This window comes from Microbacterium sp. Marseille-Q6965, from assembly GCF_946151065.1.
Classification (GTDB): domain Bacteria; phylum Actinomycetota; class Actinomycetes; order Actinomycetales; family Microbacteriaceae; genus Microbacterium.
In genome coordinates this window covers 486,835-504,239 of record NZ_CAMGZA010000001.1, presented here as the reverse complement: position 1 = coordinate 504,239, position 17,405 = coordinate 486,835, and the positions used below count along the sequence as shown (strand labels likewise).

Genomic DNA, 17,405 nt, shown 5'->3' with positions numbered 1-17,405 from the left:
CGGATCGCACACGCGTCACGGGGCACGGTTCGCGCGCGCCTAGACTCGGGATCATGGCCGAAGCAGTCCCCAGCGCATCTATCGACATCAAGCCCCGCAGTCGCGTCATCACCGACGGGATCGAGGCCACCACCTCACGGGGCATGCTCCGTGCGGTCGGCATGGGCGACGAGGACTGGGAGAAGCCCCAGATCGGCATCGCGTCGAGCTGGAACGAGATCACCCCCTGCAACCTGAGCCTCGACCGGCTCGCGCAGGGCGCCAAGGAGGGCGTGCACTCGGGTGGGGGCTACCCGCTGCAGTTCGGCACGATCAGCGTCTCGGACGGCATCTCGATGGGTCACGAGGGCATGCACTTCTCGCTCGTGAGCCGCGAGGTCATCGCCGACAGCGTCGAGACCGTGATCATGGCCGAGCGCCTCGACGGCACGGTGCTGCTGGCCGGGTGTGACAAGTCGATCCCCGGCATGCTCATGGCCAGCGCGCGCCTGGGCCTGTCGAGCGTGTTCCTCTATGCCGGATCGATCGCGCCGGGCTGGGTCAAGCTCAGCGACGGCACGGAGAAGGACATCACGATCATCGACTCGTTCGAGGGCGTGGGCGCCTGCCGCGCCGGCCTCATGAGCGAGGAGGACCTGAAGCGCATCGAGTGCGCGTTCGCGCCGGGTGAGGGCGCGTGCGGTGGCATGTACACCGCCAACACCATGGCGTCCGTCGCCGAGGCGCTCGGGCTCAGCCTGCCCGGCTCGGCCGCGCCGCCCAGCGCCGACCGCCGCCGCGACTACTTCGCGCACCGCTCCGGCGAGGCCGTCGTCAACCTGCTGCGCCAGGGCATCACGACGAAGGACATCCTCACGAAGGAGTCCTTCGAGAACGCGATCGCGCTCGCGATGGCGCTCGGCGGATCGACGAACGTCGTGCTGCACCTGCTCGCGATCGCGCGCGAGGCGCAGGTCGAGCTGAGCCTGCACGACTTCAACCGCATCGGCGACAGGGTGCCGCACGTGGCCGACATGAAGCCGTTCGGCAAGTACGTGATGAACGACGTCGACCGCCACGGCGGCATCCCCGTCATCATGAAGGCGATGCTCGACGAGGGGCTGCTGCACGGCGACGCGCTCACCGTGACGGGCAAGACCGTCGCCGAGAACCTGCGCGAGCTGAACCCCGACCCGGTCGACGGCGAGGTCATCCACCGCTTCGACGACCCGATCCACGCCAGCGGCGGCATCACGATCCTGCACGGGTCGCTGGCCCCCGACGGCGCCGTGGTGAAGTCGGCCGGCTTCGACGCCGACGTCTTCGAGGGCCCGGCCCGCGTGTTCGAGCGCGAGCGCGCCGCCATGGACGCCCTGGCGAACGGCGAGATCGGCGCCGGCGACGTGATCGTCATCCGCTACGAGGGGCCCAAGGGAGGGCCCGGCATGCGCGAGATGCTCGCGATCACTGCGGCCATCAAGGGCGCTGGGCTCGGCAAGGATGTACTACTCTTGACGGACGGTCGATTCTCCGGCGGCACAACCGGCCTGTGCATCGGCCATATTGCACCCGAGGCGGTGGACGCAGGTCCGATCGCCTTCGTGCGCGATGGTGATCTGATCAGGGTCGATATCGCGGCTCGCACTCTCGACCTACTCGTCGACGACGCTGAGCTCGAATCCCGCCGTTCCGGCTGGGAGCCCCTGCCTCCGCGCTACACCCGCGGTGTTCTGGCGAAGTACTCGAAGCTCGTCCGCTCCGCGGCGGAGGGCGCCACGACGGGCTGACGCGCGTCCGCGACCAGCCCCGCATCTCAGATCCAGGAAGCATGTACATGTCATCCGACACTGCCTCGGCCGTGCCCCGGCCGCCTGCCCGCACCGCGAACGCGCCCGTGCTCACGGGCGCCGAGGCGGTCGTCCGCTCGCTCGAGATGCTCGGCGTGACCGACGTTTTCGGCCTGCCCGGGGGCGCGATCCTTCCCGTCTACGACCCCCTGATGTCGGCGCAGAAGCTGCGCCACGTGCTCGTGCGTCACGAGCAGGGCGCCGGCCACGCCGCCGAGGGCTATGCCTCGTCCAGCGGCAAGCTCGGCGTCGCGATCGCCACCTCGGGCCCCGGCGCGACCAACCTCGTCACGGCCATCGCCGACGCCTACATGGACTCGGTGCCGATGCTCGCGATTACCGGGCAGGTGTTCTCGACGCTGATGGGCACGGACGCGTTCCAGGAGGCCGACATCGTCGGCATCACGATGCCGATCACCAAGCACTCGTTCCTCGTGCGCACGGCCGAGGACATTCCGGGTGCGCTGGCGGCGGCCTACGAGATCGCGACCACGGGGCGCCCCGGTCCCGTGCTCGTCGACATCACCAAGGACGCGCAGCAGGCCGAGCTCACCTTCGAGTGGCCGCCCAGGTACGACCTGCCGGGCTACCGGCCCGTCACCAAGGCGCACGGCAAGCAGATCCAGGCCGCCGCGGCCCTCATCGCGGAGGCGAAGAAGCCCGTGCTGTACGTGGGCGGCGGCGTGATCCGCGCCCGCGCCGCGGCCGAGCTGAAGACCCTCGCCGAGACGAGCGGCGCGCCCGTGGTGACCACGCTGATGGCGCGCGGGGCGTTCCCCGACTCCCACCCGCAGCACCTCGGCATGCCCGGCATGCACGGGTCGGTGCCGGCCGTGCTCTCGCTGCAGGAGGCCGACCTCGTCGTCGCCCTCGGCGCGCGCTTCGACGACCGCGTCACCGGCAAGGCGAGCCAGTTCGCCCCGCACGCCAAGATCGTGCACGTCGACATCGACCCGGCCGAGATCGGCAAGATCAAGGCCGTGGACGTGCCGATCGTGGGCGACCTGAAGGACGTCCTCGTCGACCTCGACGCCGCACTGCGCGTCACGGAGCGCGCCGACACCGACGAGTGGTGGGCCTACCTGCACGGCCTGCAGGACCAGTACCCGCTGGGCTACACGCCCACGAGCGACGGCCTGCTCGCGCCCCAGCACGTCATCCAGCGGATCGGCGAGCTCACCGGCCCCGAGGGCGTGTACGCGGCGGGCGTGGGCCAGCACCAGATGTGGGCGGCGCAGTTCATCAAGTACGAGCGCCCCAACTCGTGGCTGAACTCGGGCGGTGCCGGCACGATGGGCTACGCCGTGCCCGCCGCGATGGGCGCGAAGGTCGCGCAGCCGGACCGCGTCGTGTGGGCGATCGACGGCGACGGCTGCTTCCAGATGACCAATCAGGAGCTCGCGACCTGCGCGATCAACAACATCCCGATCAAGGTCGCCGTCATCAACAACTCCTCGCTCGGCATGGTCAAGCAGTGGCAGACGCTCTTCTACGACGGCCGCTACTCCAACACCGAGCTGAACACGGGTGCCGGCTCCATCCGGATCCCCGACTTCGTCAAGCTCGCCGAGGCCTACGGCTGCCACGCCATCCGCGTGGAGCGCGAGGACGAGGTGGACGCGGCGATCCAGGAGGCGCTGGCGATCAACGACAAGCCGGTCGTGATCGACTTCGTCGTGAGCGCCGACGCCATGGTGTGGCCGATGGTGCCGCAGGGCGTCAGCAACAGCTACATCCAGTACGCGCGCGACAACGCGCCCGCATTCGACGAGGAGGCCTGAGATGTCGACGCACGTGCTGAGCCTGCTCGTCGAGGACCGCCCCGGTCTGCTCACGCGCGTGGCGGGGCTGTTCGCCCGCCGCGGCTTCAACATCAACTCGCTCGCGGTGGGGGTCACCGAGATCCCCGGCCTGTCGCGCATCACCGTGGTCGTGGACGTCGACGAGCTGCCGCTGGAGCAGGTGACGAAGCAGCTGAACAAGCTCGTCAACGTCATCAAGATCGTCGAGCTCGACCCGGCCTCGTCCGTGCAGCGCGAGCACATGCTCATCAAGGTGAAGGCCGACAACACCAGCCGCTCCAACGTGATCGAGGTCGTCAACCTCTTCCGCGCCCAGGTGGTGGACTACGCCCCCGACGCGCTCGTGATCGAGGTGACGGGCGACAAGGGCAAGGTGGACGCGCTTTTGAAGGCGCTCGAGCCCTTCGGCATCAAGGAGCTCGCCCAGTCGGGCCTGCTCGCCCTCGGCCGCGGCGGCAAGTCGATCACCGAGCGCGTCCTGCGCGGCTGACCCACCCGCTCCACTCAGACCAGCAACACCAAGGAGAGAACCAGTGACCGAGATCCTCTACGACGCCGACGCCGACCTGTCGCTCATCCAGGCCAAGAAGGTCGCCGTCGTCGGGTACGGCTCGCAGGGCCACGCCCACGCACAGAACCTGCGCGATTCCGGCGTCGAGGTCGCCATCGCCCTCAAGGAGGGCTCGAAGTCGATCGCGAAGGCCCAGGAGGACGGCTTCGAGGTCAAGTCGGTCGCCGACGCGACCGAGTGGGCCGACCTCATCATGATCCTCGCGCCCGACCAGCACCAGCGCTCGATCTACGCCGAGGGCATCGCGCCGAAGCTCACCGCGGGCAAGACGCTGGCCTTCGCGCACGGCTTCAACATCCGCTTCGGCTACATCCAGGCGCCCAGCGACGTCGACGTCATCCTGGTCGCCCCGAAGGCCCCGGGCCACACGGTGCGCCGCGAGTTCGTCGCCGGGCGCGGCATCCCCGACATCATCGCCGTCGAGAACGACGCGTCGGGTCAGGCCTGGGACGTCGCGCTGTCGTACGCGAAGGCGATCGGCGGCACGCGCGCCGGCGTGATCAAGACGACGTTCACCGAGGAGACCGAGACCGACCTGTTCGGCGAGCAGGCCGTGCTCTGCGGTGGCATGAGCCACCTCGTGCAGGCCGGCTTCGAGGTGCTCACCGAGGCGGGCTACCAGCCGCAGATCGCCTACTTCGAGGTGCTGCACGAGCTCAAGCTCATCGTCGACCTGATGTGGGAGGGCGGCATCGCCAAGCAGCGCTGGTCGATCTCCGACACGGCCGAGTTCGGCGACTACGTCTCGGGCCCGCGCGTGATCGACGCCGACACGAAGCAGCGCATGAAGGACGTGCTCGCCGACATCCAGTCGGGCGCGTTTGCGAAGCGCTTCATCGACGACCAGGACGCCGGCGCGCCGGAGTTCAAGGCCCTCCGCGAGAAGGAGGAGTCGCACCCCATCGAGGCCACCGGCAAGGAGCTGCGCGCCCTCTTCTCCTGGAAGAACAGCGACGACGACTACGTCGAGGGCAGCGCCGCGCGCTGACCTCGCCGTAATCGTTCCACGGCGGTGCTTGTCGGCTCGCTCCGCTCGCGGCGTCCCTGCGGGACGCGGGTCGAGGGCAGCGCAGCGCGCTGACCTCGCCGTAATCGTTCCACGACGGTGCTTGTCGGCTCGCTCCGCTCGCGGCGTCCCTGCGGGACGCGGGTCGAGGGCAGCGCAGCCCGCTGATCCTCCGATCGCCGCATGCTCGGCCCCCGCGCTCACGAGGCGCGGGGGCCGAGTTGCGTCTGCAGGGGGATCTCGGGCCGGCCGCGTAGAATGATGCGGTTTGCGTCACCGATCCACGAGGAACTCCATGCGAATCCCCACTCTTCGCCGCGCGCTCGCGCTGACCGCCGCGGGCGCGACCGCCGCCCTCGTCCTCGCCGGCTGCGCGGGCGGCACTCAGGAGCAGGCCGCCGACACCGAGGCGCCGCTGTACGAGGCGCTGCCGCAGGACATCAAGGACGCCGGCAAGATCGTGGTCGGCGGCGACATCGCGTACGCGCCGATGGAGTACTACGACGAGGACGGCACGACCATCCTCGGCTTCGACAAGGAGCTCACCGACCTGTTGAGCGAGCAGCTCGGCGTGCCGTTCGAGTGGAACAACGTCGTCTTCGACAGCCTCATCACGCAGCTGAACTCGGGCCGCATCGACATCATCGTGTCGGGCATGAGCGACAACGAGGAGCGCCAGCAGGAGATCGACTTCGTCGACTACTACATGGCGGGCGCCGTCCTGCTCGTCCCGAAGGGCAACCCCGAGGGCCTGAGCGGCATCGCGGACCTGTGCGGGATGACGATCGCCGTGCAGCGCGGCACGGTGCAGGAGGGCTACGCGCAGGAGCAGTCGGCGCAGTGCGAGACCGACGGCCAGCAGCCGATCGAGATCCTCTCGTTCGACCGCGAGACCGAGGCCATGCTGCAGATCAAGAACGGCCGGGCCGTGGCGGGCATGCAGGACTACCCGGTCGCCGCGTACAACGCGCGCGTGTCGGGCGATGGCGAGGACTTCGAGGTCGTGGGCGACCAGGTGCAGGCCGGCCCGATGGGCATCGGCGTGGCCAAGGAGGACACCGAGCTGCGCGACGCGATCCAGCAGGCCGTGCAGGCCGTCATCGACAACGGCGAGTACGGCGAGCTGATCGAGAAGTACGAGACGCCGCTCGGCGCGGTCGACGAAGCGACCATCAACGGCGGCTGACGTGGACGAGCCGACGATGACCACGGTGCCGGTGCGCCACTGGGGGCGCTGGGTCACGGGCGCCGTGGTGCTCGCTCTGCTCGCCGCGCTCGTCTACGCCTTCTCCCAGGCCGACATCCAGTACGACGCGACCCTGCGCTTCCTCACGGTCCCCACGATCCTGCAGGGCATGGCGGGCACGCTGCTCATCAGCGTCGCCGCCCAGGCGCTCGGCATCGTGCTCGGCGTCGTCGCCGCCATCATGCGGCTGTCGCGGAACCCCGTGGCGCGCGCCGTGGCCGGCGGCTACGTGTGGCTGTTCCGCGGCACGCCCGTGCTCGTGCAGCTGCTGCTCTGGTACAACCTGTCGCTGGTCTTCCCCGAGGTGTGGATCCCCTTCGCCGGCTCGGTCGACACGAACACGATCATGACGCCGTTCCTCGCGGCGCTGCTGGGCCTCGGGATCAACGAGGGCGCGTACATGGCCGAGATCGTGCGCGCCGGCATCGCGTCGGTCGACAAGGGCCAGATCGAGGCGGCCAAGTCGATCGGCATGCGGCCCGGCCGCACCATGCGCCGCATCGTGCTGCCGCAGGCGATGCGGGTGATCGTGCCGCCCACCGGCAACGAGTTCATCAACATGCTCAAGACGTCGTCGCTGGCGTACACGATCCAGTACGGCGAGCTGCTGCTGTCGGCGGTGACCATCTACTCCAACAACCTGCTCGTGGTCGAGCTGCTGCTGACGGTGTCGATCTGGTACCTGATCCTCACCACCGTGTTCAGCGTCGGCCAGTACTTCATCGAGCGTCGCTTCGAGTACTCCTCGGTGAGCGACGCCTCGAGTGTCGGCGACGTGCTGCGCCGCGTCCTGCCCGGGAGGACCCGATGACCGCTGCGCTGGTTCAGGCCGTCGGTGTGCGCAAGCGCTTCGGCGACAACGAGGTGCTCAAGGGTATCGACCTGGCCGTGGCGCCGGGGGAGGTCGTGTGCCTCATCGGCCCGAGCGGATCGGGCAAGTCGACGTTCCTGCGCTGCATCAACCACCTCGAGCGCATCGACGGGGGCGCGCTGCGGGTCGCGGGGGAGCACGTCGGCTACCGCGAGAGCAACGGCAAGCTCTACGAGCTGCGCGAGAAGGAAGTGGCCGCGCGCCGCGCGAAGATCGGCATGGTCTTTCAGCGCTTCAACCTGTTCGGCCACATGACGGCGCTCGAGAACGTCTCGGAGGGGCCGATCGGCGTGCGGGGCGTGCCCCGTGCGCAGGCGCACGAGGAGGCGCGGGCCCTGCTCACCCGCGTGGGGCTCGCCCACCGCATCGATGCGTATCCGCACGAGCTCTCGGGCGGTCAGCAGCAGCGCGTGGCGATCGCCCGCTCGCTCGCGATGAAGCCCGAGCTCATGCTCTTCGACGAGCCGACGTCGGCGCTCGACCCCGAGCTGGTCGGCGAGGTGCTCGACGTGATGCGGGAGCTCGCCGCCGAGGGCATGACGATGATCGTCGTCACCCACGAGATGGGCTTCGCCCGCGACGTGGCCGACCGCGTGATCTTCATGGACGGCGGTGTCGTGGTCGAGGAGGGTCCTGCGGCCGAGGTCATCGAACGCCCGCAGCATGCCCGCACGCGCGAGTTCCTCGGCAAGGTGCGCTGACCGCGTCAGGTTATGCCGGATCGAACGCAGAGTTTGATCCCCGCCCGTTCCCTTTCTCTCAGACAGGCGTAGCGTGGAGGCATAGCTTCTATGCATCTGAAAGGAACTGAGATGACCACATCCGTCCGCGCCGCCGTGCTCCACGGCGTCGACGAGCCGTTCCGCTTCGAAGACCTCACCCTGGCCGATCTGCAGCCCGACGAGGTCCTCGTCAAGATCGTCGCCACGGGCCTGTGCCACACCGATCTCGCCGTGCAGCACGGCCACATTCCGGGTGCCTTCCCCTTCGTGCTGGGCCACGAGGGCGCCGGCGTCATCGAGCAGGTCGGCTCGGCGGTCCACGGCCTGGCCGTGGGCGACGCCGTCGGCCTGTCGTACGCCGCGTGCGGCCACTGCCGCAACTGCCTCGCCGGCCGCGAGGCGTACTGCCTCAACTTCATGCCGCTGAACTTCGGCGGAGTGCGCGAGGACGGCACGACCACGCTGAGCGCCGCCGACGGCAGCCCCGTGCACGGCAGCTTCTTCGGGCAGTCGTCGTTCGCCACGCACGCGATCGCGTCGGCGAAGAACGTCGTCAAGCTGCCCGAGGGCACCCCGGTCGAGCTCGCCGGCCCGCTCGGCTGCGGCATCCAGACCGGCGCCGGCACGGTGCTGAACTCGCTCGACCTGCCGGCCGGCTCGACGATCGTCGTCGCCGGCACCGGCGCCGTGGGCCTGTCGGCCATCATGGGCGCGAAGGTCGCGGGCGCGACGACGATCATCGCGGTCGACGTGATCCCGGAGCGTCTCGAGTTCGCCCAGCGCCTCGGCGCGACGCACCTCATCAACGGCAAGGAGGAGGACACCACCGCCCGGATCCTCGAGATCACCGGCGGCGGCGCCCCCTACGCGGTCGACACGACCGGTGTGGCGCCCGTCATCGCGCAGCTGATCCAGGCGACGGCCTTCGGCGCGAAGATCGCGCTCGTGGGCGTGCCGAAGCCGGGCAGCACGCTCGACCTCGGCCTCATCGCCGCCTCGGGCAAGACGCTCGTCGGCGCCATCGAGGGCGACGCGATCCCGCAGAACTTCATCCCGGAGCTCATCGCGCTGCACCAGGCGGGCCGATTCCCGTTCGACGAGCTCGTCACGACCTACCCGTTCGAGCAGATCGAGCAGGCGATCGCCGACACGCAGTCGGGCGCGACGGTCAAGGCCGTCCTCGTCATGCCCTGAGCGGTCAGTGCGCCGACGGCCCCGCCCCGATTCCGGGAGACGGGGCCGTCGGCGTTTCGGCCCGCGCACAGTCCGCAAGAATGAGGGTTTGCTCCACAGATCGCCCCGCCGCGCCCGAGCCGTCGCCGGGTGGGTGAGCGTGGAGGGATGGCGGATCACTCCACGGGCACCGACCCGCGCGCTCTCGAGGTGCGCGGGGACGAGAGCCTCGAGCGGCTCGTGCGCGAGCTGTTGCAGCGCGCGTACGAGCAACGCGTCTGGCTGGTCTTCCTCGACGCGCGCGGGCGCCTGAAGGACCCCGTCTTCCCCGTCGAGGGACTGCCGCGCGACGCGCGTGCGAGGGCGGGTGACCCCGAACTCGGCGACGTCACGCACGCCGAGCTGCTGGCCCGCCGCGCGGCGCGCGTCGCAACGCGGGTGAGCGCCGCCGCGGTGATCATCGTCTGGGAACGGCCGGGGCGGCACCGCGTGGGCGGCGCGCTGCGGGAGTGGATCCGGGGCGTCGCGGCGGCCGCCGAAGGTGCCGGCCTCCCGCTGCGGGCGCAGGTGGTGCTGTCCTCCTCGGGTGCACGGGTGGTGCGGCCGGATCAGCCGGGGTCGTGAGCGTGCGCGGGGGCCGGTTCGGTGGTGCCCGCGGCGAACGGCATGAGGCGCGCCGCGAGCGCGACGGCGTCGTGCGGGGCATGGCCGCGCGCGTCGTTGTCGAAGTACACGTAGACATCGCGCGGGCGGCCGTCGGGCGTGCTCGATCCGTCGGCCCACGCGCCGATCCGCGCGGCCCAGTCGTCGAGTTCGTCGGGGGAGTAGCCGCTGGCGTAGAGGTCGTGCGCGCCGTGCAGCCGCACGTACGCGAAGTCGGCCGTCACCTCGCCGAAGCGCGGCCACCGCCCCGCGGCGTCGGCCATCGTGAGGGCGACGCCGTGGCGGCGCAGCAACTCGGGCACTCCGGGGTCCTCGAAGCTCGCCGCGCGGGGCTCGAGCGCGTGCCGCAGCGGCACGTCGGCGGCGATCTGCAGCCATGCCCGGCCCTCGAGCCGCTCGTCGTGCTGCCGGGCGAGCGCGAGCGCCTCGCCGGTGGTGCGGGGGAGCGCGGAGAGGAAGGCGTCCAGGCCCTCGGCGTCGAACTCCTGCCGCTCGGGCAGCTGCCACAGGAAGGGACCGAGCTTGGGGCCCAGGGCGAGCACGCCCGAGGCGAAGAAGTTCGCCATCGCCGCCTCGGCTTCGCGCAGCCGCAGCATGTGGGTGATGTATCGCGAGCCCTTCACGGCGAACACGAAGTCGTCGGGCACGGCGTCGCGCCAGCGCGCGTAACTGGCCGGCCGCTGGAGGGAGTAGAACGACCCGTTCAGCTCGAGCGAGTTCATCCGCTCGCCCACGTAGGCCAGTTCGAGGCGCTGGGCCAGACCCTTCGGGTAGAAATCGCCGCGCCAGCTCGCGTACCGCCAGCCCGAGATGCCCACGCGCACGCGCCCCGTGGTCGCGCCCTCGGTGTCCGCCGTGCGGCTCGCCGTGGCGCCCATGGCCGCCTCGCCCGCTCCCTTCGTCATGAGGGCAGGCAACCATCCGGCTCCGGGCGGGAGCAAGCCCCTTGCGGCGGGCGCGCGTCCGGCGCCAGGCAGCCCGGCCGCGTCGCTCGCGCGACCGCTCACGGACGGGGGCGCGGGGTCCGGTGCCGGCAGCTCCCGCGACCGATGCCGGGACGCGGGGACCGGCGCACCCCCCGCGACCCGCACCCGGGCCGGCGCACGGCGTCCGCCCCCTCCGGACGTCAGCCCCGGGGCGGCTCGGTGCGCACGACGAGGCGCGGCTCGACGAGCACGTGCGCGGCGCGCTCGGCGGGGTCGATCACGGCGCCCTCCGCGCCCGCGAGCAGCTCGAGCGTGCCGGCCGCCACGTCCTCGGGGCGCTGCTCAATGCTGCTGAGGCCCATGGCCTCGGCCGCCGGGGTGTTGTCGAAGCCGACGATGGGCAGCGTCGGCCGCCCGGCCGTGACGGCGGCGAGGTGGGCGCCGATGGCGAGGGTGTCGCTCGCGCACACGATCGCGTCCGGCGCGTCGCCGCCCGCGCGCAGCGTCTCGGCCACCGCCTCGCGGGCCGGGGCGACGCCGTCCACGGCGGTCAGTCGCACGAGCGGAGCGCCCTCGGGCATGGCCTCGCGCCAGCCGCGCTCGCGGTCGTCGCCCGTGTCCGATCCTGCCGGCCAGCCGAGGAACGCCACGCGCGGACCGGCGTGTGCGAGCGCCCACGTGGTCGCCATGCGGGTGCCGGCGGCGCCGTCCACGTCGACCCAGGAGTGCGACGGCGCGGCGTCGTCGTCCCACGGGCGGCCGAACGAGACGAACGGCGCGGCGTGCGCGGCGAGCCAGGCGGTGCGCGGATCGCCGCGGAACGTGCCCGTCAGCACGACGGCGTCGATCTCGCCGCCGTCGAGCAGATCGCGGATGCGGTCGATCTCTTCCTCGGCCGTGCGCGCGGCGTACAGCAGGATGCGCAAACCGCGCGCGCTGGCGCGCTCGGTGAGGGCGTGCACGAAGCGGTCGAGCACGACGCCCGAGACGCCGCCGGAGTAGGGGTCGAGGCGGATGCCGAGGGTCGAGCTGCGGCGCGTGCGCAGCCGGCGCGCGGCGGCGTGCGGGCGGTAGCCGAGCTCGGCGATGGCGCGCTCCACGCGCTCGCGCGTGGCGGGGCGGACGATATCGGGGGAGTTGAGCACGTTCGACACCGTCTGGCGCGAGACGCCGGCGGCTCGTGCCACGTCCTCGACCGTCGGTGCCTTCGCCACGCATCCTCCTCGCTGCCGTGCCCGGCTTCGTCCGTCATCCTAGGGCGCGCCGTTCGGCTTGACAGTGGCGTGCCCGCGTCCTTACCGTGGAAACGCACGGAACTTGAACGATCAAATTCCGCGGGGTCATCCTCGCACCGTCGCCTGGCTCATCAAGGGAGAAGAGACAATGACACGGCACACGACACGCAGAGCGCTCGGGCTCGGCGCGTTCCTCGCGACCGGCGCGCTCGCGCTCACGGCCTGCGGCTCGGGCTTCGACGAGCCCGCCGAGACGAACGGGGGCGGCGGCGACGGGCTCACGGTGCTCATCGGCTCCTCCGGCGATGCCGAGACCCAGGCGGTGGAGGCCGCCGTCGACGCCTGGTCGCAGGAGTCCGGCACCGAGGTGGAGGTGCAGGTGGCCAATGACCTGCCGCAGCAGCTCTCGCAGGGCTTCGCGGCGGGCTCCCCGCCGGACCTGTTCTACCTCGCGCCCGAGCAGATCGCCGGCTACGCCGAGAACGGCTCGCTCGCCGCGTACGGCGACGACCTGGCGAACAAGGACGACTTCTACCCGTCGCTCGTGGAGAACTTCACCCTCGACGGCGAGTTCTACTGCGCCCCGAAGGACTTCTCCACGCTCGCGCTCGTGATCAACACGGCGCTGTGGCAGGAGGCCGGGCTCACCGAGCAGGACTACCCGACGACGTGGGAGGAGCTGGCCGCGGTCGCGCAGCAGCTCACGACGGACGACCGCGTGGGCCTCGTCTTCAGCGCCGAGTACCAGCGCCTGGGCGTCTTCCTCGCGCAGGCGGGCGGCGGCCTCGTGGTCGACGGCGAGCCGGTGGCCGACAGCGCCGAGAACGTCGAGGCGCTCGAGTACGTCAAGACCCACCTGAACGACGGATCCTTCGCCTTCGCCGCCGACGTGGGCGCGGGCTGGGGCGGCGAGGCGTTCGGCAACCAGAGCGCCGCCATGGCGATCGAGGGCAACTGGATCACGGGCGGGCTGGCCAACGACTTCCCCGACGTGGAGTACACGGTCGTGCCGCTGCCGGAGGGCCCCGCCGGCCCCGGCACCCTGCAGTTCACGAACTGCTGGGGTCTCGCCGCCGACAGCGCGAACCAGGAGCAGGCGCTCGACCTCGTCGAGTTCCTCACGAGCACGGATCAGCAGCTGGCGTTCTCGGAGGCGTTCGGCCCGATGCCGTCCATCCAGTCCGCCGCCGACGCGTGGACCGAGGCGAATCCCGACCTGTCGGCGTTCCTCGACGGCGCGGAGTACGCCCAGTTCCCGCCGAACCAGGCCGGTGCCGCCGACGTGATCACCGACTTCAACGCGCAGCTCGAGTCGCTGCGCACCGCCGACCCCGCCGAGATCCTCTCGTCGGTACAGGCGAACCTCGAGGCGATCGCCGAGTAGGCGGATGTCGACGTCCACCGCTGAGACGCGCTCTCGCCGCGCCGGGGCCTCGGGCCTGCGGCGCGGCGAGGGCGCCGCGGGTTGGCTGTTCACCCTGCCGGTGATCCTCATCCTCGGCGTCTTCCTGCTCGTGCCCGTGCTCATGGCGCTGTGGGTGAGCCTGTCGGACTGGACCGGCCGCGGCAGCCCGTTGTCGTCGGACGTGAACTTCGTCGGGCTCGACAACTACGCCGCCGTGACGAGCGGGGGCGGGCTCGCCGAGCGCGACTTCGGCATCGCCATGCGTAACAACGCCTGGTACGTGCTGCTCGTCGTGCCCCTGCAGACGGCGCTGGCGCTCTTCCTCGCCGTGCTCGTCAACCGCGCCGTGCTGCGCGGGCGGGGCCTGTTCCGCACGGCGTTCTACTTCCCGTCGGTCACGAGCTCCGTGGCGATCACCGTGCTGTGGCTGTTCCTCTTCTCCACGTCGGGCGTGATCAACGAGGTGCTGTCGTGGATCGGCGTCAACGGACCCAACTGGTTCAACGATCCGAGCGGCATCATCCACAACCTGCTCGCGGGTATCGGCGTCACGTCCGGCCCGGAGGCGCTGACGAGTGGCGCCTTCCTCGGGGTCTCGTGGTGGGACTGGCTGGGCGGGCCGTCGGTGGCGATGTTCGCGTTCATTCTCATGGCCGTGTTCACCACGTCGGGCACGTTCATGCTGCTGTTCGTCGCCGCGCTGCAGAACCTCGGCGGCGACGTGCAGGAGGCGGCGATGATGGACGGCGCGAACGGCTGGCAGCGCTTCTGGCGCGTGACCCTGCCGCAGCTGCGGCCGACGCTGTTCACCGTGCTGACCCTCGGCCTCATCGGCTGCTGGCAGGTGTTCGACCAGATCTACACCGGCACGCAGGGCGCCCCCGGCAAGACCACGCTCACGCCGGCGTACCTCAGCTACCAGTCGGCGTTCCTCTCGCAGGAGTGGGGCAGGGGAGCGGCGATCGCGTTCATCCTCTTCGCGATCATCGTGCTCATGACGATCCTGCAGCGCTGGCTGCTGCGCGATCGCCCCGTCTCGCGCCGCCGCGCGCGGATGTACGAGGTCGCCACCGGGGGAGGTGCGCGATGACGCCCCCGTGCCGCCCCGCCTGGCACACCCCCCCGCCCGGCCCCCGCGCGGCCGGCCGTGCGCCGCTCGCGCCGGCCGATGCTCGGGCAGGTGGCGCTGTACGTGCTGCTCACGGCGATCGCCGTCGTCTACGTCTACCCGTTCCTCGTGCAGGTGGCCACGTCGTTCAAGACCGACGCCGAGGCGGCCTCCGACCCGACGTCGCTGTTTCCCGCCACGGTCACGTGGGCGGCGTACGAGCGGCTGTTCCTGAACTCCGACTTCCCGGTCTGGTTCGCCAACTCCGCCGTCGTGACGATCCTCGTCACCGTCGGGCGGGTGTTCTTCGACTCGCTGGCCGGCTACGCCCTCGCGCGGCTGCGTTTCCGCGGGCGCGGGGTGATCTTCGCCGCGCTCGTGGCGGTGATGTCGGTGCCGACCGTCGTGCTGCTCATCCCGAAGTTCCTCGTCATCAACCAGCTCGGCATGTACGACTCGTACACGGGCATGGTGCTGCCGCTGCTGGTGGACGCGGCGGGCGTGTTCATCATGAAGAACTTCTTCGAGTCCATCCCGGTCTCGGTCGAGGAGCAGTCCCGGATCGACGGGGCGGGGGTGTTCCGCACCTTCTGGTCGGTGGTGCTGCCGATGGCGCGCCCGGCGCTCGTGACGATCGTGATCCTGTCGTTCCAGGGATCCTGGAATGAACTGAGCCACTTCGTCGTTTCGACGCAATCGCCGGAGCTGACCACGCTCACCAAGGGTGTGGCGTCGCTCGCGAGCGGACAGCTCAGCCAGGGCAGTCAGTACCCGCTCAAGCTCGCCGCGGCGGCGATCATGACGATCCCCGTGGCCGTGCTGTTCTTCATCTTCCAGCGCCGAATCATGAACGCAAGCGAAGGAGCCGTCAAGGAATGACACCTGCCCAGACCGTTGCCGAGCCGCAGCCGCCGCTGCAGCCCCTGCTCGACGACGCGGTCATCGCGCTGCGCGCCCCCACCCAGGTGTGGTCGGGGCGGGATGGCGACCTCGGAGCCGCGGCGATCGACGGCATCTTCCACGGCGACGTGCGGCACGTGCGCGAGATCACCACGACGTGCGCCGATTCGCGCATCGAGTGGATCTCGCTGTCGACGCACGGGCCCTCGCGCGTCGTCTTCGCGGGCCTGCTGCGCGGACTGGATGAGGAGTGGGTGGCCGACCCGAAGGTGCGGATCGTGCGCGACCGCACCGTGGACGGGCGGCGGGTGAGCGAGTCGTGGCAGCTGCGCAACGGGCGCGACGTGCCGGTGGGCACCACCGTGTCGATGCGCTTTGTGCCGGAGTTCGCCTCGCTGCACGACGTCAAGGCGGGCGGCTCGACGCCGGGCGCGTTCGATGTCGAGATCGGCGACGGTGAGGCGCGCGTGCGGTCGGGGGCTCAGAGCTTCGCGCTCGCCGCGCCGGGGGCCGAGCTGGGGGAGCAGGACGGCGCGATCGTCGTGACGTGGCGCCTGGAGGCGCCGGCGCGGGGCGAGGCCCGGGCGTCGTGGGAGCTCGCGCTGCACGACGAGACGCTCGTCGTGGAGCCGGCGCGGCGGCCGGCGCCGTGGGATGCCGGCGAGGTGATCGGCGAGGTGGCCCAGCGCCACCCGCGCCTGGCGCGCTGGCTCGAGACAGCGCTCGGCGACCTCGACGCGCTGCGCCTGGCGCTGCCGGGCAACCCCGAGGACGAGTTCTACGCCGCCGGGGCGCCGTGGTTCTTCACGCTGTTCGGCCGCGACTCCATCTGGGCGGCGCGCCTGATGCTGCCGCTGGATGCGGCGATCGCGGCGTCGACGCTGCGGGTGCTGGCGCGCCTGCAGGGCGACGTGGACGACGCCGAGACGGCGCAGGAGCCGGGCAAGATCCTGCACGAGCTGCGCTCGTCGACGCTCGAGATCCCGGGCGAGAACGTGTCGCTGCCGCCGCTGTACTACGGCAGCGTCGACTCCACGCCGCTGTGGGTGTGCCTGCTGCACGACGCGTGGCGGGCGGGCATGCCCGAGGACGAGGTGCGCCCGCTCATCCCGGCGCTGCGCCGCGCGCTGGCGTGGCTCATCGAGTACGGCGACAGTGACGGCGACGGCTTCATCGACTACATCGACCGCACCGGCCGCGGCCTGGCGAACCAGGGCTGGAAGGACTCGGGCGACTCGATCCAGTGGCGCGACGGGCGCCTGGCCGAGGGGCCGATCGCGCTGTGCGAGGTGCAGGCCTACGCGTACGAGGCCGCGCTCGCCGGGGCCGAGCTGCTGGAGCGTTTCGGCGAGGGCGACGAGCCGCACGGCCCGGCGGAGCTGCGGGCGTGGGCGGCGGAGCTGCGCGAGCGTTTCGCCGGGTCGTTCTGGGTGGAGACGCCGGAGGGCCGCTACCCGGCCGTGGCGCTGGATCGCAACAAGCGCCCGGTCGACACCCTCACGAGCAACATCGGCCACCTCATCGGCACCGGGATCCTGGAGCCGGACGAGGAGCGCCACGTCGCCGAGCTGCTGCTGGGGGAGTCGATGGCCTCCGGCTTCGGCATCCGCACGATGTCGACGGGCGCGGCGGGCTACTGGCCGCTGTCGTACCACGGCGGCAGCGTGTGGACCCACGACACCGCGATCGCGGTGCACGGCATGGTGCGCGCGGGCCTGGTGGACGAGGCGAACCGGGTGGTCGACGGCATGCTCGACGCGGCGGAGGGATTCGTCTACCGCGTGCCCGAGCTGCACAGCGGCGACCCCCGCTCAGAGACCGACGTGCCGACGCCGTACCCGGCCGCGTGCCGCCCCCAGGCATGGTCGGCCGCGGCCGCGGTGACGGCGCTGACCGCGGTGCGGGCGCAGTAGGCGGCGGCGGGGCCCGTGCGATCAGGACGGGCCCCGCG

Annotated in this window: 15 protein-coding genes; 13 read left to right on the top strand and 2 right to left on the bottom strand. The window is 71.2% G+C overall.

Annotated elements, in window-relative coordinates; genetic code table 11:
• Nucleotides 1–53 precede the first annotated feature (53 nt).
• The 9 genes from ilvD (at nucleotide 54) to N8N77_RS02440 (ending at nucleotide 9,841) form a co-directional block, all read left to right on the top strand.
• The gene (gene ilvD / locus N8N77_RS02480; RefSeq protein ID WP_261164375.1) at nucleotides 54–1,766 is read left to right on the top strand and encodes a dihydroxy-acid dehydratase; all 1,713 of its coding nucleotides are present in this window, start codon (nucleotides 54–56) and stop codon (nucleotides 1,764–1,766) included.
• Between the two features lie 47 nt (nucleotides 1,767–1,813).
• Entirely contained in the window at nucleotides 1,814–3,607 is a 1,794-nt protein-coding gene (locus N8N77_RS02475) for an acetolactate synthase large subunit (RefSeq protein ID WP_261164373.1), read from the top strand.
• A 1-nt stretch (nucleotide 3,608) separates the two neighbouring features.
• Nucleotides 3,609–4,118: an acetolactate synthase small subunit gene (gene ilvN, locus N8N77_RS02470; protein ID WP_261164371.1), complete on the top strand. Its 510-nt coding sequence runs from the start codon at nucleotides 3,609–3,611 to the stop codon at nucleotides 4,116–4,118.
• Between the two features lie 43 nt (nucleotides 4,119–4,161).
• Entirely contained in the window at nucleotides 4,162–5,187 is a 1,026-nt protein-coding gene (gene ilvC, locus N8N77_RS02465; RefSeq protein WP_261164370.1) for a ketol-acid reductoisomerase, read from the top strand.
• A gap of 313 nt (nucleotides 5,188–5,500) precedes the next feature.
• The gene (locus N8N77_RS02460; protein ID WP_261164368.1) at nucleotides 5,501–6,391 is read left to right on the top strand and encodes an ABC transporter substrate-binding protein; all 891 of its coding nucleotides are present in this window, start codon (nucleotides 5,501–5,503) and stop codon (nucleotides 6,389–6,391) included.
• 16 nt (nucleotides 6,392–6,407) lie between these two features.
• On the top strand, nucleotides 6,408–7,262 hold the full coding sequence (locus N8N77_RS02455; RefSeq protein ID WP_261164366.1) for an amino acid ABC transporter permease: 855 nt from the start codon (nucleotides 6,408–6,410) through the stop codon (nucleotides 7,260–7,262).
• On the top strand, nucleotides 7,259–8,023 hold the full coding sequence (locus N8N77_RS02450) for an amino acid ABC transporter ATP-binding protein (protein WP_261164364.1): 765 nt from the start codon (nucleotides 7,259–7,261) through the stop codon (nucleotides 8,021–8,023). The genes N8N77_RS02455 and N8N77_RS02450 overlap by 4 nt, the downstream gene beginning before the upstream one ends.
• Before the next feature lie 111 nt (nucleotides 8,024–8,134).
• Nucleotides 8,135–9,238, top strand: a complete 1,104-nt coding sequence (locus tag N8N77_RS02445) for an NAD(P)-dependent alcohol dehydrogenase (protein WP_261164362.1) — start codon at nucleotides 8,135–8,137, stop codon at nucleotides 9,236–9,238.
• A gap of 147 nt (nucleotides 9,239–9,385) precedes the next feature.
• On the top strand, nucleotides 9,386–9,841 hold the full coding sequence (locus N8N77_RS02440) for a hypothetical protein (RefSeq protein ID WP_261164361.1): 456 nt from the start codon (nucleotides 9,386–9,388) through the stop codon (nucleotides 9,839–9,841).
• Here the strand turns inward: N8N77_RS02440 and N8N77_RS02435 are convergent.
• Nucleotides 9,826–10,758: a DUF72 domain-containing protein gene (locus N8N77_RS02435; RefSeq protein WP_261165594.1), complete on the bottom strand. Its 933-nt coding sequence runs from the start codon at nucleotides 10,756–10,758 to the stop codon at nucleotides 9,826–9,828. The genes N8N77_RS02440 and N8N77_RS02435 overlap by 16 nt on opposite strands.
• A gap of 248 nt (nucleotides 10,759–11,006) precedes the next feature.
• Nucleotides 11,007–12,020 carry a LacI family DNA-binding transcriptional regulator gene (locus tag N8N77_RS02430; RefSeq protein WP_261164359.1) on the bottom strand — a complete coding sequence of 338 codons (1,014 nt, stop codon included), beginning with the start codon at nucleotides 12,018–12,020 and terminating at the stop codon, nucleotides 11,007–11,009.
• Between the two features lie 169 nt (nucleotides 12,021–12,189).
• Here N8N77_RS02430 and N8N77_RS02425 point away from each other — a divergent pair, with 169 nt between their 5' ends.
• The 4 genes from N8N77_RS02425 to N8N77_RS02410 all read left to right on the top strand — a co-directional run bounded on the left by N8N77_RS02425 (nucleotide 12,190) and on the right by N8N77_RS02410 (nucleotide 17,367).
• The gene (locus N8N77_RS02425; protein ID WP_261164357.1) at nucleotides 12,190–13,425 is read left to right on the top strand and encodes an extracellular solute-binding protein; all 1,236 of its coding nucleotides are present in this window, start codon (nucleotides 12,190–12,192) and stop codon (nucleotides 13,423–13,425) included.
• Nucleotides 13,426–13,429: 4 nt separating this feature from the next.
• Nucleotides 13,430–14,536: a carbohydrate ABC transporter permease gene (locus tag N8N77_RS02420; RefSeq protein ID WP_261164355.1), complete on the top strand. Its 1,107-nt coding sequence runs from the start codon at nucleotides 13,430–13,432 to the stop codon at nucleotides 14,534–14,536.
• A gap of 78 nt (nucleotides 14,537–14,614) precedes the next feature.
• On the top strand, nucleotides 14,615–15,433 hold the full coding sequence (locus N8N77_RS02415) for a carbohydrate ABC transporter permease (protein ID WP_261164354.1): 819 nt from the start codon (nucleotides 14,615–14,617) through the stop codon (nucleotides 15,431–15,433).
• Nucleotides 15,430–17,367, top strand: a complete 1,938-nt coding sequence (locus tag N8N77_RS02410) for a glycogen debranching N-terminal domain-containing protein (protein ID WP_261164353.1) — start codon at nucleotides 15,430–15,432, stop codon at nucleotides 17,365–17,367. Before N8N77_RS02415 ends, N8N77_RS02410 begins: the two co-directional genes overlap by 4 nt.
• Nucleotides 17,368–17,405: the final 38 nt, after the last annotated feature.